Here is a 21,344-nt window from a genome sequence, read left to right on the forward strand (position 1 = left end):
AGTTCGCCTTCCACAAGCATCGGCGCCAGCATGTGATGGCAGCCGCGCTTGACCTGTCCGGCGAAAGGCGGCAGAGCCTTTACCGCCAAGGCCGCGACGGAGACCCGCAATGACCGATCTTGTCGAGCGCCTGGAAGCGCTGGAAACGCGCATTGCCTTCCAGGACCAGACCATCGAGGAACTCAACGCCACCATCACCGCACAATGGCGGGTGATCGATGGCCTGACGCGCAAGCTGACCACGCTCGAGGAACAGGTCCGCTCGGGCACCCATATTGCCGACCCGAGCGCCGAGCCCCCGCCGCCGCATTATTGAGCCGTCCGCCCGAGGGGAACCAGACATGACATTTGCCGATGACGAGCTGCTCGCCTTTGCCGAGCATGGCGCAGCGCCATTGCCCCCAGCCGTGACCCGGGGCCACGTGTCGCACGATGGCGCACGCATCTGGTACGCGACTTACGGCACCGGCATTCCGGTGCTGCTATTGCATGGCGGCCTCGGACATTCGGGCAATTGGGGCCATCAGGTTCCCGCCCTGATCGAGGCCGGCTACCAGCCCATTCTCATTGACAGCCGTGGCCATGGTCGCAGCACGCGCGACGAGCGGCCCTATAGCTATCAATTGATGGCGTCCGACGTGCTGGCCGTGCTCGACCATCTGAGCATCGCCCGCGCCGCGGTGATCGGCTGGAGCGATGGCGCCTGCATCGGCATGGTATTGGCCAGCCAGGCGCCCGAACGCGTGGCTGGCCTGTTCTTTTTCGGCTGCAACATGGACCCCAGCGGCACCAATGTCGAGATCGCCGCCAGCCCCCTGCTCGATCGTTGCTTCGGCCGCCACGGCAAAGACTATGCAGCGCTCTCGGCCACCCCGGACCAGTTCGAGCCGTTCACCAAGGCCGTTGGCCGCATGATGGCGAGCGAACCCAATTACTCGGCAGCCGATCTGGCCGCCATCGCGGTTCCGGTGGTGATCGTGCAAAGCGAGCACGACGAATTCATCAAGCCCGAGCATGCGCGCTATCTCGCCGAAACCATCCCCGGCGCAACACTGCTCGAACTCAAGGGCGTCAGCCATTTCGCCCCGCTCCAGCGCCCGGCGCAGTTCAATGGCGCGGTATTGGATTTTTTGACTGGGCTTTAGGCCCGTTGAGGGGATACTCCGATCCCCTCAATGCCCCAGCGATTTGACGATATCCTCGGTCACCTTCTTGGCGTCGCCGAACAGCATCATGGTATTATCGCGGAAGAACAATTCGTTCTGCACCCCGGCATAACCCGCCGCCATGCCGCGCTTGATGAACAGCACGGTGCCGGCATCCTCGACATTGAGCACGGGCATGCCATAGATCGGCGAGGTCTTGTCGGTCTTGGCCGCCGGATTGGTCACGTCATTGGCGCCGATCACGAAGGCGACGTCCGACTGGGCGAATTCGGAATTGATATCTTCCAGCTCGAACACTTCGTCATAGGGCACATTGGCTTCGGCCAGCAGCACATTCATATGCCCCGGCATACGACCGGCCACCGGGTGGATGGCATATTTGACGGTGACGCCTTCCTTCTTGAGCAGGTCGGCCATTTCGCGCAGCGCATGCTGGGCCTGGGCCACGGCCATGCCATAGCCGGGCACGATGATGACCTTGCCGGCATTTTTCATGAGGAATGCCGCGTCTTCGGCAGCACCCTGCTTGACAGGCCGGTCATCCTCGGCGGCGGCCGCCGCGCTGCTATCGGCGCCGAACCCGCCCAGGATCACCGAAATGAAGCTGCGGTTCATCGCCTTGCACATGATGTAGCTCAGGATCGCGCCCGACGAGCCCACCAAGGCGCCGGTGATGATCAGCGCCGTATTGCCCAGCGTGAAGCCGATGCCGGCAGCGGCCCAGCCCGAATAGGAATTGAGCATCGACACCACGACGGGCATGTCGGCCCCGCCAATGGGGATGATCATCAGTCCGCCCAGCACCAACGCCAGGATCGTGGTGAGCCAGAACAGCCACGGATTGCCCGTGACGACGAAGGCCCAGACGAGCCCGATCAGCACCAGGCCCATGGCGATATGGATGGCATGCCGCGCCGGCAGGATGATCGGCTTGCCGCTCATATTGCCGTTGAGCTTGGCAAAGGCGATGACCGAGCCGGTAAATGTGAAGGCGCCGATAGCGACGCCCAGGCTCATTTCCACCAGCGCCTGCGGATGGATGGCCCCCACAGCGCCAATGCCGAAAGCCTCGGGCGCATAAAGCGCCGCCGCTGCCACAAAGACCGCAGCCAGGCCCACCAGCGAGTGGAAGGCCGCCACCAATTGCGGCATGTCGGTCATCTTGACCGTGCGGGCCATGTAGGCGCCGATGCCGCCACCAATGCCCAGCCCGCCAATGATCAGAAGCCAGCTGATCCAATCGGACGGAGCCGCGACGGCGAGCGTGGTGAGGATGGCAATGCCCATGCCCACCATGCCCTGGAGATTGCCCTGGCGGGCCGTACGCGGGCTCGATAGCCCCCGCAGCGCCAGGATGAACAGCACCCCGGCCAAAAGATAGAGCAGCGCAGCGATATCGGCAGAGATCATCGGGCTCAGCCCTTCTTCTTGTACATGGCCAGCATCCGCTGGGTGACGAGGAATCCGCCAAAGATATTGACTGATGCAAAGACCAGGGCGATGAAGCCGAAGAGCTTGGAAATCCAGCTGGCGTCAGCCGCCAGATGCACGCCCACCGCCAGCAATGCCCCGACCACGATCACCGAGGAAATAGCATTGGTGACGCTCATCAATGGGGTATGCAGCGCCGGGGTCACCGACCAGACCACGAAATAGCCCACAAAGATCGCCAGCACGAAAATGGCCAGGCGGAAGGTAAAGGGATCGATCGCCCCGCCCAGCGCGCCATGCGCCACCGCCGCGATCACATCCGCGCCCTGTTCTGCCGTCGCTTCCATTTACTTGGCCTCCTTGGGAGCCGCGGCTTTCCTGGCCGCGGGCTTATGGTCTTCCACATGCTCGCCGGGCTTGGCGCTCGGCTTGCGCGTGCCGCGCTTGGCCGCCGGCTTGGGCGCAGCGGCGGCCGAATGGTCCGCCTCGTGATCCTTGGGAGCCGCTGCCGGTTTTTTGGCACGCACCTGCTTGGCGGCCGTGTGGTCCTCGACATGCTCGGCAGGCTTTGCCGCAGCCTTGCGCGCCGGACGCTTGGCCGGGGCATGATCCTCGACATGTTCAGCAGGCTTGGTCGCCGGCTTGGCCGTGCCGCTGCGGCGGGCCACCGGCGCCTTGGCGGCAGCGTGATCTTCCACATGCTCTGCCGGCTTGGCCGCGGCCTTGCGGACCGGGCGTTTGGCGGGGGCGTGATCCTCGACATGTTCGGCGGGCTTGGTCGCCGGCTTGGCCGTGCCGCTGCGGCGGGCCACCGGCGCCTTGGCGGCGGCATGGTCTTCGACATGCTCAGCCGGTTTGGCCGTTTTTGCTGCCGGCTTCTGCTTGGCGGCCGAATGATCTTCCACATGCGCCGCCGGCGTCGCGGCAAAGCTCGGATGCACCACCGCGCCATCGCGCGTCAGCATGGTCGCCTTGACCAGTTCGTCATCCCAATTGATCGCCAGCACCTTGCCCTTGGCATCGATCAGCGTGGTGACGAAAGCCAAGAGGTTCCGCGCATAAAGCTGGCTGGCCGTGGTGGGGATGCGCCCCTGCACGTTAGTGTAACCGATGATCTTGACGCCGTTATGCTCGACGACCTTGCCTGGCTGGGTCAGTTCGACATTGCCGCCGCGTTCGGCCGCGAGGTCAACGATCACCGAACCGGGCGCCATGGATTCCACCATGGCCTTGGTGATCAGAAGCGGCGCCGGACGCCCCGGGATCAACGCAGTGGTGATGACGATATCCTGCTTGGCGATATGGCTGGCGGTGAGCTCGGCCTGCTTGGCCTGATATTCGGCCGACATCTGCTTGGCATAGCCGCCCGCGGTTTCGGCCTGCTTGAATTCCTCGTCCTCGACGGCGACGAACTTGCCACCCAGGCTTTCCACCTGCTCCTTGGCCGCCGGACGCACATCGGTAGCCGAAACCACAGCGCCCAGCCGCTTGGCGGTGGCAATGGCCTGTAGCCCTGCAACCCCCGCGCCCATGACGAAAGCCTTGGCCGGCCGCACCGTACCAGCCGCCGTCATCATCATCGGCAGCGCCCGGTCGAACTCGGCCGCCGCTTCGATTACGCCTTGGTAGCCGGCCAGGTTCGCCTGGCTCGAGAGAATGTCCATCACCTGCGCGCGGGTAATGCGCGGCATGAATTCCATGGCAATGGCGGTGACACCCACCTTGGCCAGCGCCGCCACATCCTTGTCATTGCCATAGGGGTCGAGCGCCCCGATCACTAGGGCACCCTTGGCAACGCCAGCCAGCCCGGCAGCGGCAGGCCGCCGCACGGTCAGCACGATTTCGGCATCCTTGAGCGCCGCATCGGCAGTGGCCACCAGGGTCGCACCGGCCGCGACATAATCGGCATCGAGAATGCGCGAGCCGAGCCCAGCCCCCTTCTCCACCGTCACGCTGCCCCCCAGACCCACGAGCTTGGCCACGGTTTCTGGCGTGGCCGCAACGCGGTTCTCACCCTCGAAGCGTTCACGGACGATGGCGATCTTCATGCGGTGCCTCCTGCGGCGGCAGGGCGCGGAAAGCGCACTGCGGGGTGCGACGATATAGCGGCGCCGGGCAATCGTCCGGCGCAGTGATCAACTGCCGGGGACCGGCCCCGCAATTCTGCTATTTCTTGGACAGGATGCCCATGATGGGCGGCACGACGAAGCTGGCCAGGATCAGCACCAGGCCCAGCACCGGCTGGTCCGCGATAATGGCGAAATAGAGCCCCACCATCATGATGGCGATGCCCAGAATGGTATATTTGGTGACCGTGACGAAGCCGCTATAGGTGGCCTCGTGCTGGGCATAATCCATCGGGGATTCTTCGCGCAGGGGCGGAAGCGGTTCGTGCTTGCTGGCTGCCATGGTGGTCCTCAAATAGTCCAGTCGTCTCAAACTCGGATGCGCCGGCTAAGGCGCATTATGGATTGGTCGCTTCCAGTTCGTCGATCAAGCTCTCGATCATCGACAGGCCCAGCGACCAGAATTTGGGGTCTTTCGCGTCGAGCCCGAAGGGCGCCAGCAATTCGGAATGATGCTTGCTCCCGCCGGCCTTAAGCAGTTCGAAATACCGCTCCGCAAAGCCTTCACTGGCCTTCTCATACTGCGCGTAAAGCGAGTTCACAAGGCAGTCTCCGAAGGCATAGGCATAGACGTAGAACGGGGAATGGATGAAGTGGGGAATATAGGCCCAGAAGATGTCATAACCTTCATTGGCAATGATGGCGTCGCCCAGCGATTCCGCCTGCACATCGAGCCAGATCTGGTTGATCTCCTCGGTGCGCAATTCCCCTTGCCGGCGTGCGGTATGGACGCGCCGCTCGAACGTGTAGAAGGCGATCTGCCGCACCACGGTGTTGAGCATATCCTCCACTTTTGAGGACAAAAGCGCGAAACGCTGCTGGGGATCGGTGGTCTTGTCGAGCAGCGAGCGGAAGGTCAGCATCTCGCCGAAGACCGAGGCGGTTTCCGCCAGGGTGAGCGGGGTATTGGCCAGGATCGGCCCCTGCGCCGCCGCCAACCGCTGATGCACGCCATGGCCCAGCTCATGGGCCAGCGTCATGATGTCACGCGAGCGGCCCAGATAATTGAGCATCAGATAGGGATGGGCGCTGGGGACGGTGGGATGGGCGAAGGCCCCCGACAGCTTGCCCTCGGCCACCGGGGCATCGATCCAACCCGAATTGAAGAACGGCTTGGCCACTTCCGCCAGCTCGGGCGAGAATTTGCCATAGGCTTCGAGCACGGTGGAAACAGCGCTATCCCAATCCCAGGTCCGCTCGTCGCTGGTGGGGAGCGGGGCATTGCGGTCCCAGGCATTGAGCCTGTCCTTGCCGAACCACTTGGCCTTCATCTTGTAATAACGGTGCGACAGGCGCGGATAGGCCTCGGTCACCGCCTGCTGCAGCGCATCGACCACTTCGCGCTCCACCGAATTGGCCATGTGCCTGGAATCGGCAATGTCTTCATAGCCGCGCCAGCGATCGGAAATTTCCTTGTCCTTGGCGAGAACATTGGTGATGTGGGTAAAGAGACGAGAATTGTCCTTGAGCGTCTTGCCCAGCGCCTTGAAGGCGGATTCGCGCTTCTTCTCGTCCTTTTCCGACAGCAGATGGAGCGTTGCTTCCATATTGAGCTGTTCGCCATCCACCTCGAAGATGAGGCTGGAAAGCGTCTCGTCGAACAGCCGGTTCCAGGCTGAATAGGCGGTGACCGACTTGTCGTGGAACAGCTCTTCGAGCTTGTCGTCGAGCTGATAGGGCTTGGCCTTGCGCAATTCGGCAAACCAGGTGCGGTAACGCGCCAACTCCGCATCCTTGGCAAAGGCGGCTTCCAGATCAGCGTCCTCGATGCGGTTGAGCTCGAGTTCGAAGAACAGCACCTTGGTCGACAGGTTCGTCAGCGCCTCATTGGTGTCGCCCATGAATTTGGCGCGATCCGGATCAGTCGATTTCTGCGCATATTGCAGAAAGGAGAAGGAGCCGATCTTGCCCGAGAGGTCGCCCAGCACTTCGCTGGCCTTGATCGCCTCAACCAGCTTGCCCGCCTTGGTCAATTCGACCAGCTTGCCCTTGTAGGTAGCCTCGAACTGCGCCGCGAGATTTTTGGCCTCGTCCAGCGCCACGGCGAATTCCTTGCTGTCCTTGCCGGGATAAAGATCGGAAAGGTCCCATACCGGCAGGTTCCCGAATTGATTGTGGCCCTTTTGGCTGGTCGCTTCGGTCATGGCATGCTCTCTCCGGCTGGTCCAATTGCGGGCGGACCTTAGCCAGCGGTGGAGGCGCTGTGAAGGGTGCCCCATCAATCAGCGAGTCAAATCGCTGCGCCTGTTCAGCTATCCTGCCGGGCCAGCACCACGATCTCGCTGCCAGTCGCATCCAGCAGGATCAGCTTGTTGCGTTCCACGTCGAGCCGGTAGCTCGCCACCCGCCCCAAAGCGTCAAGAAATTTCTGCTCCTGGTCCATGATGGCCGGTGCACAGGCCATCTCGGTCGAGAACAGATTGCCAAAGCTCAGCGCCGCGTCATCGTGGTTGGCCGCGCCGCCGAAGCGGTTGCAGCCGCCCATGCCGCTCACCTGTCCATCGGGCGCAATCTCCAGTGTGGTCTGGAGGTTATCGATGACGCCACGCCCGTCGATATCCTCGGCCAGCCACCGCCCGTAGGGCCCGCCATCGCTGGCCGCCGACAGCGCATCGGCGACGCGCTCGACCAGGATATCGGTAGCATCGGGGCCAGTCCCGAAGACGCTGTTGCGCGTGGTCGAGATGAAGAGCAATTGGCCGCCCTCGGTGATGCGGGCGGAAACCGCATAGCTATGCCCCGGCACGATGGCATCAGGATCATAGGCGATGGCATAAGCATAGGGCGGCGATTTACCGCTGGCCACGGCCTGACCCAGCACCTTGGCCGGAGCATCGGCAAGGGACACATCGACCAGCTCCACGCTGACCTTGGCCGTGTCGGGCAGCATGATGCGTTCGCGGAAAAACACCGTACCGCTGAGCACCGCACCATCGGCCATTACACTTCCTCCGGACAGGATAAGGGCGACGATACCCGCCACCAAGGATGCGAAAATTCTGCTCAGGACCATGATGCTTCCCTTTTGGTTTGGGCGATCCTAACGAGCGGAGGACGGGGCGTCCATTCGGGGGAGCGCAAGGCCACAATGTCCTCTGTCTCCCCCAAATCCCACACGGTTAATCCCCTCTTAAACCCCTTGCCCCATCCTCCTCCCAAAACGGCACACCAGATTCGTGCCGGGACCAATGCCTGAGGTAAGTATGACGCGTGTTCTCGTTGTCGACGATGATCCGGTGCAGCTGCGGCTCACCGCCGAAATCGCCAACCGCGCCGGTTTCAAGCCGCTGACCGCCACGGGGGGTGAGCAGGCGCTGGCCATTCTGCGCGAGGACCGCAATATCGGCGCCATGATCCTCGATCTGGTCATGCCCGATCTGGACGGCATGGGCGTGATGGAGGCGATGCGCCGCGAGCGGCTGACCACACCCGTCATCATCCAGACCGCCAATGCCTCGCTCGAAACCGTCATCTCCGCCATGCGCCAGGGCGCGGCGGACTATTTCGTCAAGCCGGTATCGCCCGAACGCCTCGTCATCTCGCTGCGCAATGCCATGAAGCTCGATACGCTCGAAGCGGCCATCCGCGCCGAGCATGCCCGCAGGACCGGCACTTTCACCGCCGCCGACATGATCGCCAAGGCCCCCGCCATGGGCCGCGTGCTGACGCTTTGCGCCAAGGCCGCCAAATCCACCATTCCCGTCTTGATCGAAGGGGAAACCGGGGTCGGCAAGGAACTGATCGCCCGCATCATCCAGGGCTCGGGAGAGCGCGCCGGAAGGCCCTTCGTCACCGTCAATTGCGGCGCCATCCCGCCCAATCTGGTTGAATCCGTGCTGTTCGGCCACAAGAAGGGGGCCTTTACCGGCGCCATTGCCGACCAGCCGGGCAAATTCGCCGAAGCCCATAACGGCACGCTCTTCCTCGATGAAATCGGCGAATTGCCGCCCGACACCCAGGTCAAATTGCTGCGCGCCTTGCAAGATGGCGAGATCGAGCCAGTCGGCGCCAGCCGCACCGAAAAGGTCAATGTCCGCGTTATCTCGGCCACCAATAGACGCCTTTTGAACCTGGCCAAATCAGGCGAGTTCCGCGAAGACCTCTATTACCGCCTCAATGTCTTTCCCATCTATGTGCCTCCACTGCGCGAGCGCATGGAGGATGCGCCGGCCCTGGTCGCCATGTTCATCGCCCGCTTCTCGGCCGAAGCCGGCAAGCGCGTGCTGGGGCTCTCCCCAGCCGCGCTCGACCTGCTCACCGCCTATGACTGGCCCGGCAATGTCCGCCAGCTCGAGAACGCCGTTTACCGCGCCATCGTGCTCAGCGACGGCGCTTTCCTCGAAACCGTCGATTTCCCCCAGATCGTCGCCCAGTCGGCGGGGCGCGACATTGCGCTATCGGATATCGAAACCGTGCCGGTGCCTGCTGCGCCGGTCCATATCGACACCGCCCCGGCCCGCCAGCGCGCCTACGAGGATTTTTCGCCCGCGCCCGACCGCTTTCTCGATGCCTCGGGCGAAATCGCGGCTCTGGCTGAAATCGAGCGCGCCGCCATCGTCTTTGCCATCGAGCATCATGGTGGACGCATGTCGCGCGTGGCCCGCGCCCTCAAGATTGGCCGCTCTACCCTCTACCGCAAGCTGCACGAATATGGTCTGGCTGAGGACCTGATCAACGACGCAGCATGACGGCAGGGTAATGAGCGAGCCTATTCCGGTCTTTGATGGCCACAATGACATTCTGGGCCATCTGGCGACATCGGACGTGTCCGATCCTGTAACGGCCTTCCTCACCGGCTCCTTTCCCTGCCATGTCGATCTGCCCAAGGCCCGGGCGGGCGGCTTTGCCGGCGGCATGTTCGCCGTTTTCTGCCCTTCGCCGAAAAAGCCGGACGGTACGCTGCCCCCGGGCATGGCTTTCGACATGGCGCCCCTGCCGCTGGACCTCGTTCCCGCCCAGGCCGATGCCATCAAGCAGATCAGCCTGCTCTACCGGCTCCAAGCCGCCGGGGCCCTCGCCGTCTGCCGCAGCACGGCCGAGATCAAAGCGGCCATGGCCGCGGGTAAAATCGCCGCGGTGCTCCACCTCGAAGGCGTCGAAGCCGTGGATGCCGATCTGCAATTCCTCGATGTGCTCTACGCCGCGGGCCTGCGCTCGCTCGGCCCGGTCTGGAGCCGGGACAATATTTTCGGCCATGGCGTGCCGTTCAACTTCCCCGGTTCGCCCGACACCGGTCCGGGCCTCACCGATGCTGGCAGGCGCCTGGTCGAAGCCTGCAACCGGCTGGGCATTTTGGTCGACCTCTCCCACATCACCGAAAAGGGCTTTTGGGATGTGGCCGAAGTCTCGACCGGCCCGCTGGTCGCCACCCATTCCAATGTCCATGCCATCTGCCCCTCCCCGCGCAATCTCACGGCCGGGCAGCTCCGGGCCATTGCCGATAGCGATGGCATGGTGGGCCTCAACTTCGCCACCGGCTTCCTGCGGCCCGATGGAGCCTGGCGCACCGATACCGATATCGAAATCATGCTGCGCCATCTGGACGCCATGATCGAAGCAGTCGGCGAAACGCGGGTGGGCCTCGGCTCCGATTTCGACGGCGCCATGCTGCCGGCCGCCATTGGCTCTTCGGCCGGGCTGCAGATGTTGATCGAGGCGATGAGCAAGCATGGCTATGGCGAGGCGCTGATCAAGCGGCTGGCGCATGGCAATTGGCTGGCGCTGTTGGAACGGGTGATCGACCGGTAGAGTGGCCTACCGCCCGCGCGGGAATGACGGGGGAACGACATCGGGGAAGCTAGACCTTGGCTAACCGCTCAACCCCCGCCATCACCGCCTCGGTCACCCCCGGCTCGGACATGGCGTGCCCCGCCCCTTCAAGCAGCACGATCTCGGCATTCCCCCAGGCCCGGTCCAATCCATGGGACATCGCCGGCGGGCAGAGCAGATCGAACTGCCCCTGCACGATCACTCCGGGAATATCCTTGAGCCGTCCTGCCCCGGCCAGCAATTGCGCGGACGTGAGGAACGAATCCTGCGCGAAATAATAGGCCTCCATAAAAGCCGTCGCGGGCAGCCGCGTGCCATTATGGATTTCATCGAGATCGAGCCGGGTTTTGGCCGGACGCGCCTCCGACAAAACCCGCTCCACATCGTGCCAGGCTCGCGCCGCCGGACCGTGGATCGCCGGGTCGGCATGGAGGATGCGCCGGAAATAGGCGTCGAGTGGCTGCTCCCTCTCGTCTTGCGGGAGCAGGCTCAGGAAATCCTCGTAAAGCCCGGGGTGAAAGGCAGCAAGCCCCGTGCCAAAGGCCCAGTCCAGTTCAGCCCGCGTTCCCAGAAATGTCGCGCGCAGCACAAGGCCACTGACCCGCTCGGGATGCGTCTGGGCATAGGCCAGGCCCAGCGTCGCGCCCCAGCTACCGCCCACCACCAGCCAGCGCTCGATACCAAGCGCCACCCGAACCCGCTCCATATCGGCAATCAGGTGTTGGGTCGTATTGTACTCCCGCGACCGGGCCGGAAGGCTGCGTCCGGCGCCGCGCTGGTCGAACAGCACGGCCCGAAAACGACCGGGATCGAACAGTCGCCGATGGGACGGTTGGCAACCGCTGCCCGGCCCGCCATGGAGATAGACTGCGGGGATGCCATCGACCTGGCCCACGGTTTCGACATAGAGGCTGTGACCATCGCCCACATCGAGCATCTGCGATGTCAGCGGGGCAAACGGATCAGCCCCGCCATCGGGCGCTGTCAAAGCTCCGGCTCCAGCGTGCCGCCGGCGAAATTACGATAGATGAAGCGGTCCCCGCCTTCACTGGCTTCCCGCTCGGCCGTCTTGAAAATGGCCTCATGCATGGGCGAGAGATGGCAGGCCGGATCGGTATTGCCCGCACTGCCGGTCAGCGCGAAGGCCTGACAGCGGCAGCCGCCATAATCGACCTCCTTGAAGGCGCAGCTCTGGCAGGGCTCGGGCATCCAGCCGGTGCCGCGATAGCGGTTGAAGGCGTCCGAATTCTGCCAGATCCAGGCGATGGAGTGATTGGAGCGCACCGATTCAAAATTGAGGTCGGTGATCGTCTCGGCAGCATGGCAGGGCAGGATTTTGCCCGAAGGCGTGATGTTGAAAAACTGCCGCCCCCAGCCACCCATGCATTTCTTGGGGCGCAGGGCATAATAGTCCGGCACCACGAAATCGATATCGAGAATACCATGCAGGCGGGCCCGCTCTTCCTCGACAATGGCCGTCGCCTCATCGATCTGCTCGATCGTCGGCATCAGCGCGGCGCGGTTCTTCAGTGCCCAGCCATAATACTGTACATTGGCGACTTCGATCCGGTCGGCGTCGAGCTCGACTGCCAGCCCGATCATCTCGCGTAGCTGATGCAGGTTCTGCCGGTGCATCACCGCATTGACGGTGAGCGGCAGGCCCAGCTCGCGCGACCATCGCGCGACCTCGAGCTTTTTGGCATGGCCATTCTTGAAGCCGCCAATGCGATTGGCCAAGACGGGATCATTGGCCTGAAAGCTGATCTGGATATGGGCCAGCCCCGCATCGGCCAATTCGGCCAACCGCTCTCGCGTAATCAGCACGGCCGAGGTGATGAGATTGGTATAGAGCCCCAGCCCCTCGGCATGGCGCACCAGCTCGACCAGGTCCTTGCGCACGCTGGGTTCGCCGCCGGAAAAATGCACCTGCAGCACGCCGATCTCGGCCAGCTCGGTCAGCACCTTCTTCCATTCGTCGGTGGTCAGCTCATTGCCCGCCCGCTCCATCTCGATGGGGTTGGAGCAATAGCCGCATTGCAGCGGGCAACGATGGGTGAGTTCGAGCAGCACCGCCAGCGGAATGCCAAAGGCCTGCGCGACGGACTGGCCTTCGAGAATAGCCAGGCCATCATTGGTGTCGGCCAACACGGGGCTGGCATCGCTCAGTGTCGGGCTCATGGCTTGGCCGCCTCGACCAGAAAGCCGGAATCCGCCAAGTCCTGCAGCATGGCGATGATATCGCCCGCAATCTCTTCGCGCGGCGCATTGTAGATGCCAGCCAGATGATCGGTAATGAGAGTGACGCTGCGCTGCCCATCGCAGAGCTTGAGCACTTCGACGGCAATCTCGTCGGGCGCCATCACCCGCTCGGGCACCAGCAGCACCCAGCGTTGCCGGGTTTCATCGAGACGCAATTTGGTGCCGCGCGCCAGGGCCGGCACGCTCTCCTCCGAAACCTGCATGCGCCGCCGTGTGGCGGGTGCAACAAGCCCGCTCATGATGCCGCCGCCGGCACGAAAGCGCCTGGCGGCACATGCCCCTCGACATAGGCGTGATAAAGCGCATCGAGCTGCACCCAGAGCACATTGGTCTTGAAGATCAGCGCATTGCACACCGCCTGCCGCTCGGCGGGCGTCCTGGCATTGGCCTTGACATAATCGAGCGCGAAATTGGCGTCGCGTGGGGCCTGTTCCAGGCGGCGCTTGAAATAGGTCATGACGCCCGGATTGATGAAGTCGTAATGCTCCAGCATGCCAGAGATACGCTCCTCATGCAGGTTCGGCGCAAAAAGCTCGGTCAGCGATGAGGCGATGGCCTCGAGCGGGCTGCGATCGCGCACGAAATGGATATAGGCATCCACGGCAAAGCGCGTCGCCGGCAGAATGCCCTCGGCGGATTCGACATAGTCATTGTCGAGCCCCAGCCCCGCGGTCAGTTGCAGCCAGCGCTCAATGCCGCCTTCGCTGCCCACATCGCCATCGTGATCCTCGATGCGGTGGCGCCATTCAATGCGGGTCGCCCGGTCGCGGAAGCGCGAGATGACAACGGCGTCTTTGAGCGGGATCGAGCTTTGATAATAATAGCGATTGAGCGCCCAGGCCTGCACCTGCCCTTTGTTCAGCTTGCCACCATGCAGCAGGTGATGGAACGGGTGCAGATTGTGATAGCGGGTGGCGCCGATGGCGCGCAGTTGGGCTTCCAAGTCTTCGGGGCTATTGAGCACCGCGTCGGACGCGACCGAAAAAGCTGTCATGGCTGTCAAAGCGTCATCTCCATCCCATCGGCGGCAATGATCCATCCCGCCTGTTCTACTTGCCCCCGCTCAGGCGCATCGCGCCGCCAGGCCGGGTTTGAATTGTTGATATGCAAAAAGACCTTGCGGCCGATCTCCAACCCCGCCAGCGCCGGCATGGCCGCATCCATGGCGATATGGCCCATGCGCTGCCCGGTCTTTTGGCCCAGGCCCAGCGCGACCAATTCATCGTCCCGCCAGAGCGTGCCATCGAAGAAAACCAGATCCGCCCCGGCCAGCTTTTTGGTCACATCCGGCGTGATGGCGGCGCAGGCTGCGAGGAAAACCAGGGTTTTGCCATTGCGCGTGATGCGCAAGCCCAGCGTATCGCCCTCATCATTTTCCGCAGCGCCTTCGAGATAAAGCGCCGTCTTGCCCGGCGCGACAAAGGGTTCGATGAGGAGGCCCGAACCGGAGCCGTCGGGCAGTTTCGGCTCGAATGTTACATCCGTCTCGATGGCGATGCGCGCGACCTTTTCCGGGTTCAGCGCATTGAAAATGCTGTTGGCCCGCAAAATCTCCTGCACCCGCTGATGCGCGTAGAGGGCAAAGGGCGAGCCTTCGCGCAGCGACAATAGGCCCGTCACCGCATCGACTTCGCCATTGGTGAGAATCACCCCGGCAATCGGGCTGTGGCGCAGGCCCTTGGGATGCAGCACCGGCGTGTCGATGATCTGCTGGCGCAGATCGGGCGCAGCATTGATCAGGAACCAATGTTCGCCGTTCCCGCTGATGGCGATGGAGGCCTGGCTCGCGCGCAGGCCCGGCTCGCTTCGCGCCGCCAGGCAATTGCTGCATCCGCAATTCCATTGCGGCAGGCCGCCGCCTGCCGCGGAGCCCAGGATGACGATTTTGATCATTGTCCCTGTCCGCGGCAGGCCACCAACTACTTGCGCGTGGCGCAAGCGTACATGTTGATTTCCATGCTGACGGGAATCTCGATGATGGTGGGTTTCTTCCAGGCCATTTCAGGTCTCCTCACAAATGCGGCATGATTGCCGCTGCCTGTGAGGGTGACCGCTGCAAGGCGTGAACGCACTCTATGGCAGCAATAGCTTTTGCCTATAGTGCTGGTGTTGCTGGAATTTCCGCGGGCGCTGCGCCCGAAACCTAAAAATCCTCCGCCATATCCCCCGCCAGAAAGGGCGGCGTCGGCAGCACGCCCGGCGTGGCATAAACGGCCGCACTCTGCTGCAGCAGTTCCAATAGGCTCGCATAGGGCTCGGCCCGCCGGTATTGCGAGGGCACCAGCGCCACGATCCGGCGCGGCGGCGCCTTGACCCGATAGAGCCGCACCCCGCCCGGCGGCCCATTGCCGGCAATAGTGGCCAGAGCCGGCGCCAGGCACACGCCCGACCCCGCCCGCACCAGCCCGATCGCGGTCTCGAAACTGCGGCATTGCGCGACCACGCGATGCTGCGGCAGCATCCGATCATACCAATCGGCCACGCGATTGGCCTGCTGGCTGCCAAAGGTGAACTGGATGGATTGGTTGAGCAAACCCAATTGTTCTTGCGGCAAGTCACGCTGCGGGTCGGCTATCCCATCGAGCGTCAACGCCTCGGGCACCACCAGTACATAGGGGTCCTCGATCAGCGGAATCTGCACGAACCCCACGCCCGCCTGCGCCACCGAATTGGCTGCCAGGAGGCCGATATTGACCCGCCGCCCATAGAGCAGTTCCAGAATATCGGCGGGCGCGCTTTCCTGGATATCGAAATCCACCTCGGGAAACTGGCTCTGCATCATGCCAATGGCACCCGGCAGCAGCACGCGCAGCACCGAATTGATGCCGGCCAGCCGCAAAGTCAGCCGCTTGCCGCCGCTGAACTGGGCCAGCCCATCTTCCAACTCGCGCATATTGCGCAGTACCTGCTCAGCCTTGGGCAGCAGATAGCTGCCTGCCTCGGTCAGCGCCATTTCATTGGAGCGGCGGTGAAACAGCAGCGTGCCCACATTGGCTTCAAGCTTGCTCAATTGCTGGGACAGCGAAGGCTGCGCCAGGCCCAATTGCTTGGCCGCCTTGGTCAGCGTTTCCGAACGGGCCACCGCCCAGAAAATCCGCAATTGATTGAGCGTGACCTCGCCGGACCGGTTCTTTGCATTTCCGTTCCGCGCAACCGCCTTGATCCGCGCCCCGGCCCGTTCGTCATCCATTGCGTCTCGTCTCCCCGATGCGGCTTGCCGTGGCTAGAGCTAAGGTGAAGCGGTTCGCAACGAAAGAAAAAATTCCGCCGCCCATGTTCCGCGTCGCCCGGGAGTATATTGTCGACAAACTGGATACGATATAGCATCTCCATGAAATCGGCAGCTTGAATCCGGCGCGTCCGGCTGACAAGCTGCGGGCCGTGATTGGGCACCAAGCCTATGGAGCACTGCTGAATGGCCACGGCCAAGACCAAGAAAATCAAGCCCGCCGTCGAAACCCCCGCCAATGGCCGGGTGCGCGGCCAGGGCGCTCAGACCGTCTACGAGCGGCTACGCCAATCCATACTCGAACTCGAGCTCGAACCGGGCAGTCCCTTGGACGAATCGAGCCTCTCCGAACAATTCCAGATGTCCCGCACCCCCATTCGCGAAGCCCTGGTGCGGCTTTCGGGAGAAGGGCTGGTCACTACCCTGCCCAATCGCAACACGGTCGTCGCCACCATCGATTTCGTGCGCCTGCCTCTCTATTTCGAGGCGCTGACGCTGATGTATCGCGTCACCACACGCTCGGCAGCGGTGCATCGCCGGCCCGAACATCTGGTGGCCATCCGCAGTTTCGAGGCGGCCTATTCCGAGGCCGTGGGCCGGCGCGACGCCCTGGGCATGATCCAGACCAATCGCGATTTCCACATGGCCATCGCCGAAGCGGGCGGCAATATCTATTTCACCAACCTGTTCGGCCGGCTGCTCGATGAGGGGCGGCGCATCCTGCGGCTCTATTATTCCTCCTTCGACGACAAGCTGCCGCGTCAATATGTGGATGAGCACGGCGCCATGGTCACCGCCATCGAGGCCGGCAATGCGGACCTCGCCGACCAGCTGGGTGCCGAGCATGCCGCCCAGATCGTGCGGCAGATCCAGAGCTATATCGGGCGCGACACCGCCGCCCAGATTACCCTGACGGAAACCCGCTAATGGCCCGCATTGCCATTGCCGGCGCCGGCATTATCGGCGCAGCCATTGCCACCTGGCTGATCGATCAGGGCCATGATGTCACCGTCTTCGAACCCGAACCCGATGGCCTGCCCACCTCGTCGGGCAATGCCTCGCTGATCGCCCTGCCGGAAATTGCGCCCCTGGCCAGTCCCGGCATTCTGGCCGCCGTGCCAGGCTGGCTGCTCGATCCGCTAGGACCACTGACCTTGCGCTGGACCGACGTGCCCGCGCTCCTGCCCTGGCTCCTGGCCTTCCTCGCCTCGGCCACGCCGGCCCGTGGCGTCAAGGCTCGCAAGGCGCTGACACTGTTGATGACAACGGCTTTGGCCGATCATGAGGAATTGGGTCGCAAGGCTGATCTCACCGGTCATTTGCGGCAAACCGGCTATGTCTCGGTGCATGACAGCGAAAAGAGTGTCGCAGCCGGGGTGCATGAGGCCGAATTGGTCAAGGCCAATCTGGGCTATGACTTCGAGGCTATCTCCCCCGAACGCGCCCGCCAATTGGTGCCCCAGCTCGAAGGCAATTTCGCCGGCGCCATCCACCAGCCCAGCTATTGGACTGCCTCCAATCCGCTGACCATCCTGCGCCACTACCAGGCCTTCCTGGCCAGCCGCGGCCGTTTGGTTCCCGAGAGGGTTACCCGGCTGGCGCAATCCGAGGCCGGCATCGTCGTCACCACCGCCTCGGGCAACGAAACTTTCGACAAAGTCGTCGTGGCTTCCGGGGTCTGGTCACGCGATCTGGTACGAGGGCTGGGCGCCAAAGTGCTGCTCGAAAATGAGCGCGGCTACAATACCACTTACACCGATCTCGATTGGAACCTGCCCATGCCGGTGGGTTTTGCCGATCACGGCTTTATCGCATCGCCCCTCGTCGATGGCCTGCGCGTCGGCGGCGCGGTGGAATTGGCTAAGCCCGACACCGCGCCCAATTTCGCTCGCGCCAAGGCCATGCGCACGAAGATGCGGCGCTATGTGCCGGCCTTGCCCGAAGGCGGCAAGGAATGGATGGGACGACGCCCCTCGACGCCCGATTCCCTCCCGGTCATCAGCCGCCATCCCGGCGACGACCGCATTGTCTATGCCTTTGGCCACGGCCATCTGGGCCTGACCCTGAGCGCGGTCACTGCGCGGCTGGTGGCCACTCTCATCGCTGACGCACCCGCCGATCCGGCGCTCGCCCCGTTCAGCATTACCCGCTTTCAATAGGCCATTATGAGCAAGAAGAGCTTTTTCTGCATCGACGCCCATACCTGCGGCAATCCGGTCCGTGTCGTGGCCGGGGGCGGCCCCGATCTCAAGGGCGATACGATGAATGCCCGGCGTGAGCATTTCCTGGCCGAATATGACTGGATCCGCACCGGCCTGATGTTCGAGCCACGCGGCCATGACGTGATGAGCGGCTCGATCCTTTATCCCGCACTGCGCGGGGATGTGGATGGCTCCATCCTCTTCATCGAAACCTCAGGCTGCCTGCCCATGTGCGGGCATGGCACGATCGGCACGGTCACGGTGATGATCGAAGAAGGTCTGGTCACCCCCAAGACGCCAGGCAAGCTCAGGCTCGAAGTGCCCGCCGGCATCATCGAGGCCGAATATACCATGGACAATGCGGGCCATGTGGTCGATGTCCGCATCACCAATGTCCCCTCGTTCCTCTATGCCACCGGGCTCGACATCGATCTGCCGGGCCTTGGCCCGCTCAAGTTCGACGTTTCCTACGGCGGCAATTTCTACGCCATTTTCGAGCCCCAACCGGGCTTTGTCGATATGAACCAGCTCTCGGCCTTCGATATCCAGCAGCTCTCGCCCGTGGCGCGGCGGCTGATCAACGAGAAATACACCTTCCAGCACCCCGAATTTCCCACCATCAACGGCTTGCGCCATATCATGTGGACCGGCGTGCCGGTGAACCCCAGAGCCGACGCCCGCAACGCGGTGTTCTACGGCGAAAAGGCCATCGATCGCTCCCCCTGCGGCACCGGCACCTCGGCACGCCTCGCCCAGAAAGCGGCGCGCGGCGAGCTCAAGGTCGGCGAGAGCTTCGTGCATGAATCGATTATCGGAAGCCTGTTTGTGGGGCGGGTCGAGTCTGCCACCAGGGTCGGGCCCTATGAGGCCATCGTCCCCTCGATTGCGGGGCAGGCCTGGATCACGGGGTACAACACGATTTTCCTCGATGACCGCGACCCGTTCGTGAAGGGGTTTACGGTCAACTGAGGGGACACCCTTAGCATTCCGCCCCACGACGTCATTCCGGCGCAGGCCGGGATGACTTCGTGGGTGTAAAGCGCCGCAGACTAGAACCCGTATTTCGTCAAATCCGGCCGCGTCTTGAGACCCTTCTCGACCACCGCGCGGATGGCCTTTGCCTCATCCCCGACCAGCTCCAGCCGCGGCTGGCGCACCACGGGGGAAGTGCCCCGCACAATGGCTTCGCACAGCTTGATATTCTGGACGAATTTCGGGCCGATATCGAGATGCAGCAGCGGCAGGAACCAGCGGTAGATTTCCATGGCCTCCTTGATGCGGTCGTGCTGCACCAGCTTGTAGATAGCAACGGTTTCCCTGGGGAAGGCCACGACCAGGCCCGCAATCCAGCCATGGCAGCCCAACACCAGGCTTTCGAGCGCGAGGTCATCGACCCCGGTCAACAGCTGATAGCGATCGCCCACCGCGTTGATGGTCTCGTTGATACGGCGGGTGTCGCCGGTCGATTCCTTGATGGCGACGAATTTGGGCTCGTCGGCCATATCCTTGAGCATCTCGGCGGTGATGTTGATGCCATAGGCCAGGGGATTGTTGTAGATAATGATCGGCAGGTTCGAGGCTGCCGCCACCGCCCGGTAATGCACCACCACTTCGCGGTCATCGGCCAGGTAACGCATTGCCGGCAGCACCATCAACCCCTCGACGCCGATCTTTTCGGCTTCCGCAGCCAGCGCCGCCCCGGCCGCCGTGGAATCCTCGGCAATGGTCAGCAGCACCGGCACCCGGCCCGCCGCCGCCTCAATGGCCGCTTTGGCGATGGCAAGCTTTTCGGTGACTGTCAGGCTCGAAGCCTCGCCCAGCGAGCCGCAGACTACGATGGCATCGACACCACCCTCGATCTGGAAAATCACATCGGCCTTGACGGCTTCGAGATCGACCTGCTGGTCAGCCGTCATCTTGGTGGTGATCGCCGGCAATACGCCGCGGAAATCACTCTTTTGCATACCTGATCCTCTTTGTCGCAAGCGGGGGAGCTGCCTTCAGTTTTAGGGTATTGTATTTAGTTTGTCGACAATCAAAAATGGCGAGCCACAACACCTTGCCACCCGCGACGTCATTCCCGCCCTCCTGGGGACCTCGGCATAAAAGAATGGATTCCCGCTTTCGCGGGAATGACACCGTGATGGACGCCCGGGCCGAGCCCGGAAACGCGATTTTACCGTGTGAAATCCACCGGAACGCCTAGCCCCCGGCTGGTGCCGTCAGGCGGTGGGGGGAAGGGCGCTGCGCGGGTGACCGCATCGATGGCGGCCTGGTCAAGCGCCGGATGACCCGATGAGCGGATAAGGCTTACCCCACCCAGTCCGCCATTGGCCGCGATGGTGAAGCGCACAACGGCCGTCCCCGTGGCCCCGCCGGCAGAACGGGGATAGCGCTTGGCATTGTTGAGCCGCCGCGACACCTGCCGCTCCCAGCTTGCCGTCTGGGCAGCCCCGCCGCTGCCCTGGGCCCCTTGCTGGCCGGCTGTGGCTTGTGCCGCCGCGCTATCGGCATTGCTTTGCCCGCTATTGCCCTGTTGTGGCGGCTTCTGGAGCGCCGGGCGCGTGGCCTGTTGCGTTGGCGCCGGCTGTTGCGGCCGCGGGCGCTGCGTCGGCGCGCTGGGGCGCTCGAAGCTGAGCACATGCGGCACCGGGGCGGCATTGAAATCGGTTACCTCTTCCGGCTCGACCGTTTCCGTCGCCATAGGCGCAACCGTATCGATGGGCGCAGGTGTACTCATCGGCGTCGCCAGCACAGCCACCTCCATCGTCTCGGTCACCGGTTCGATGGGTTCGGCCTCGACCGGCTCGGCAGTCGCCGTTTCGACGGGCGGGGCCTCTTCGGGGGGCGGCGGTTCGACCGCCTCGGGCGGTAGCGCCTCCTCGACCGGGGGCTGCGCCGTCTCGATCTCAGGCTCCACTGGCTCAAGCGTTTCGGACGGCTCGGGCGAAACCGTCTCGCTGCCGGACGAAACCAGGTTTTCCGCGCTGCCTTCCTCGAGCGTCGACGTCAGGTTGCTCGAAACCGAGCTCACTGACACGATATCGACCGTTACTGCGCCGGGCGGCGGCGCATCTTCGGGTTGCGGCCAGGCAAAGCCCACAAAGGCAATGCCGAAAATGCCGGCGTGCACCAGGGCCGAACCGGAAAGGGCATAGCGCAT

General features: G+C 63.3%; 21 protein-coding genes and 1 pseudogene. 7 read left to right on the top strand and 15 right to left on the bottom strand.

The genetic code is table 11. The features are described 5' to 3' along the window. Window positions 1–109: 109 nt before the first annotated feature. Window positions 110–316 (top strand): SlyX family protein, encoded by a 207-nt coding sequence (locus QQL79_RS18845; RefSeq protein WP_284393490.1) that lies wholly within the window; start codon window positions 110–112, stop codon window positions 314–316. Between the two features lie 25 nt (window positions 317–341). Beyond that, window positions 342–1,145, top strand: coding sequence for an alpha/beta fold hydrolase (locus QQL79_RS18850; protein WP_284393492.1), 804 nt, complete (start codon window positions 342–344; stop codon window positions 1,143–1,145). Window positions 1,146–1,172: 27 nt separating this feature from the next. On the opposite strand, the gene QQL79_RS18855 is transcribed toward QQL79_RS18850, so the two are convergent. The 6 genes and pseudogenes from QQL79_RS18855 to QQL79_RS18880 form a co-directional block, all read right to left on the bottom strand. After that, on the bottom strand, window positions 1,173–2,576 hold the full coding sequence (locus tag QQL79_RS18855) for an NAD(P)(+) transhydrogenase (Re/Si-specific) subunit beta (protein ID WP_370461266.1): 1,404 nt from the start codon (window positions 2,574–2,576) through the stop codon (window positions 1,173–1,175). Between the two features lie 5 nt (window positions 2,577–2,581). Next, window positions 2,582–2,944 (bottom strand): proton-translocating transhydrogenase family protein, encoded by a 363-nt coding sequence (locus QQL79_RS18860; protein ID WP_284393496.1) that lies wholly within the window; start codon window positions 2,942–2,944, stop codon window positions 2,582–2,584. A gap of 498 nt (window positions 2,945–3,442) precedes the next feature. Further along, window positions 3,443–4,645, bottom strand: a pseudogene (locus QQL79_RS18865) (Re/Si-specific NAD(P)(+) transhydrogenase subunit alpha); the annotation flags it as partial. Between the two features lie 118 nt (window positions 4,646–4,763). Beyond that, on the bottom strand, window positions 4,764–5,006 hold the full coding sequence (locus QQL79_RS18870; RefSeq protein ID WP_284393498.1) for an aa3-type cytochrome c oxidase subunit IV: 243 nt from the start codon (window positions 5,004–5,006) through the stop codon (window positions 4,764–4,766). A gap of 55 nt (window positions 5,007–5,061) precedes the next feature. Then, window positions 5,062–6,867, bottom strand: coding sequence for a M3 family oligoendopeptidase (locus QQL79_RS18875; protein WP_284393500.1), 1,806 nt, complete (start codon window positions 6,865–6,867; stop codon window positions 5,062–5,064). Between the two features lie 104 nt (window positions 6,868–6,971). Continuing rightward, a complete protein-coding gene (locus QQL79_RS18880; RefSeq protein WP_284393502.1) occupies window positions 6,972–7,664 on the bottom strand; it encodes an META domain-containing protein in 693 nt (230 codons plus the stop codon). Between the two features lie 262 nt (window positions 7,665–7,926). Here QQL79_RS18880 and QQL79_RS18885 point away from each other — a divergent pair, with 262 nt between their 5' ends. Beyond that, entirely contained in the window at window positions 7,927–9,411 is a 1,485-nt protein-coding gene (locus QQL79_RS18885; protein WP_284393504.1) for a sigma-54-dependent transcriptional regulator, read from the top strand. A 10-nt stretch (window positions 9,412–9,421) separates the two neighbouring features. After that, window positions 9,422–10,471 carry a dipeptidase gene (locus tag QQL79_RS18890; RefSeq protein ID WP_284393506.1) on the top strand — a complete coding sequence of 350 codons (1,050 nt, stop codon included), beginning with the start codon at window positions 9,422–9,424 and terminating at the stop codon, window positions 10,469–10,471. A gap of 49 nt (window positions 10,472–10,520) precedes the next feature. Here the strand turns inward: QQL79_RS18890 and pip are convergent, their stop codons facing one another. The 7 genes from pip to QQL79_RS18925 all read right to left on the bottom strand — a co-directional run bounded on the left by pip (window position 10,521) and on the right by QQL79_RS18925 (window position 15,941). Next, entirely contained in the window at window positions 10,521–11,480 is a 960-nt protein-coding gene (pip, locus tag QQL79_RS18895; protein ID WP_284393508.1) for a prolyl aminopeptidase, read from the bottom strand. After that, window positions 11,477–12,670 carry a pyrroloquinoline quinone biosynthesis protein PqqE gene (gene pqqE / locus QQL79_RS18900; protein ID WP_284393509.1) on the bottom strand — a complete coding sequence of 398 codons (1,194 nt, stop codon included), beginning with the start codon at window positions 12,668–12,670 and terminating at the stop codon, window positions 11,477–11,479. The genes pip and pqqE overlap by 4 nt, the downstream gene beginning before the upstream one ends. Further along, window positions 12,667–12,990, bottom strand: a complete 324-nt coding sequence (gene pqqD / locus QQL79_RS18905; RefSeq protein ID WP_284393511.1) for a pyrroloquinoline quinone biosynthesis peptide chaperone PqqD — start codon at window positions 12,988–12,990, stop codon at window positions 12,667–12,669. The genes pqqE and pqqD overlap by 4 nt, the downstream gene beginning before the upstream one ends. Continuing rightward, window positions 12,987–13,745: a pyrroloquinoline-quinone synthase PqqC gene (gene pqqC / locus QQL79_RS18910; RefSeq protein WP_284393973.1), complete on the bottom strand. Its 759-nt coding sequence runs from the start codon at window positions 13,743–13,745 to the stop codon at window positions 12,987–12,989. Before pqqC ends, pqqD begins: the two co-directional genes overlap by 4 nt. A gap of 5 nt (window positions 13,746–13,750) precedes the next feature. After that, window positions 13,751–14,644, bottom strand: a complete 894-nt coding sequence (gene pqqB / locus QQL79_RS18915) for a pyrroloquinoline quinone biosynthesis protein PqqB (protein ID WP_284393512.1) — start codon at window positions 14,642–14,644, stop codon at window positions 13,751–13,753. 26 nt (window positions 14,645–14,670) lie between these two features. Next, on the bottom strand, window positions 14,671–14,751 hold the full coding sequence (gene pqqA, locus QQL79_RS18920) for a pyrroloquinoline quinone precursor peptide PqqA (protein ID WP_081917371.1): 81 nt from the start codon (window positions 14,749–14,751) through the stop codon (window positions 14,671–14,673). A 143-nt stretch (window positions 14,752–14,894) separates the two neighbouring features. Further along, window positions 14,895–15,941, bottom strand: a complete 1,047-nt coding sequence (locus QQL79_RS18925) for a LysR family transcriptional regulator (protein WP_284393514.1) — start codon at window positions 15,939–15,941, stop codon at window positions 14,895–14,897. 225 nt (window positions 15,942–16,166) lie between these two features. On the opposite strand from QQL79_RS18925, the gene QQL79_RS18930 reads away from it, so the two are divergent. Genes QQL79_RS18930 through QQL79_RS18940 form a run of 3 tightly spaced genes read left to right on the top strand, consistent with a single transcriptional unit; the run spans window position 16,167 to window position 19,150 of the window. Next, a complete protein-coding gene (locus QQL79_RS18930) occupies window positions 16,167–16,907 on the top strand; it encodes a GntR family transcriptional regulator (RefSeq protein ID WP_284393515.1) in 741 nt (246 codons plus the stop codon). Next, window positions 16,907–18,139 (top strand): NAD(P)/FAD-dependent oxidoreductase, encoded by a 1,233-nt coding sequence (locus tag QQL79_RS18935; protein ID WP_284393517.1) that lies wholly within the window; start codon window positions 16,907–16,909, stop codon window positions 18,137–18,139. Before QQL79_RS18930 ends, QQL79_RS18935 begins: the two co-directional genes overlap by 1 nt. 6 nt (window positions 18,140–18,145) lie before the next feature. After that, window positions 18,146–19,150, top strand: a complete 1,005-nt coding sequence (locus tag QQL79_RS18940) for a 4-hydroxyproline epimerase (RefSeq protein ID WP_284393520.1) — start codon at window positions 18,146–18,148, stop codon at window positions 19,148–19,150. Between the two features lie 80 nt (window positions 19,151–19,230). Here QQL79_RS18940 and QQL79_RS18945 read toward each other — a convergent pair whose 3' ends face one another. Next, window positions 19,231–20,145 carry a dihydrodipicolinate synthase family protein gene (locus QQL79_RS18945; protein ID WP_284393522.1) on the bottom strand — a complete coding sequence of 305 codons (915 nt, stop codon included), beginning with the start codon at window positions 20,143–20,145 and terminating at the stop codon, window positions 19,231–19,233. A 212-nt stretch (window positions 20,146–20,357) separates the two neighbouring features. Beyond that, a complete protein-coding gene (locus QQL79_RS18950) occupies window positions 20,358–21,344 on the bottom strand; it encodes an energy transducer TonB family protein (RefSeq protein WP_284393523.1) in 987 nt (328 codons plus the stop codon).

The sequence above is a fragment of the Devosia yakushimensis genome (assembly GCF_030159855.1).
Taxonomy (GTDB): Bacteria; Pseudomonadota; Alphaproteobacteria; order Rhizobiales; family Devosiaceae; genus Devosia; species Devosia yakushimensis.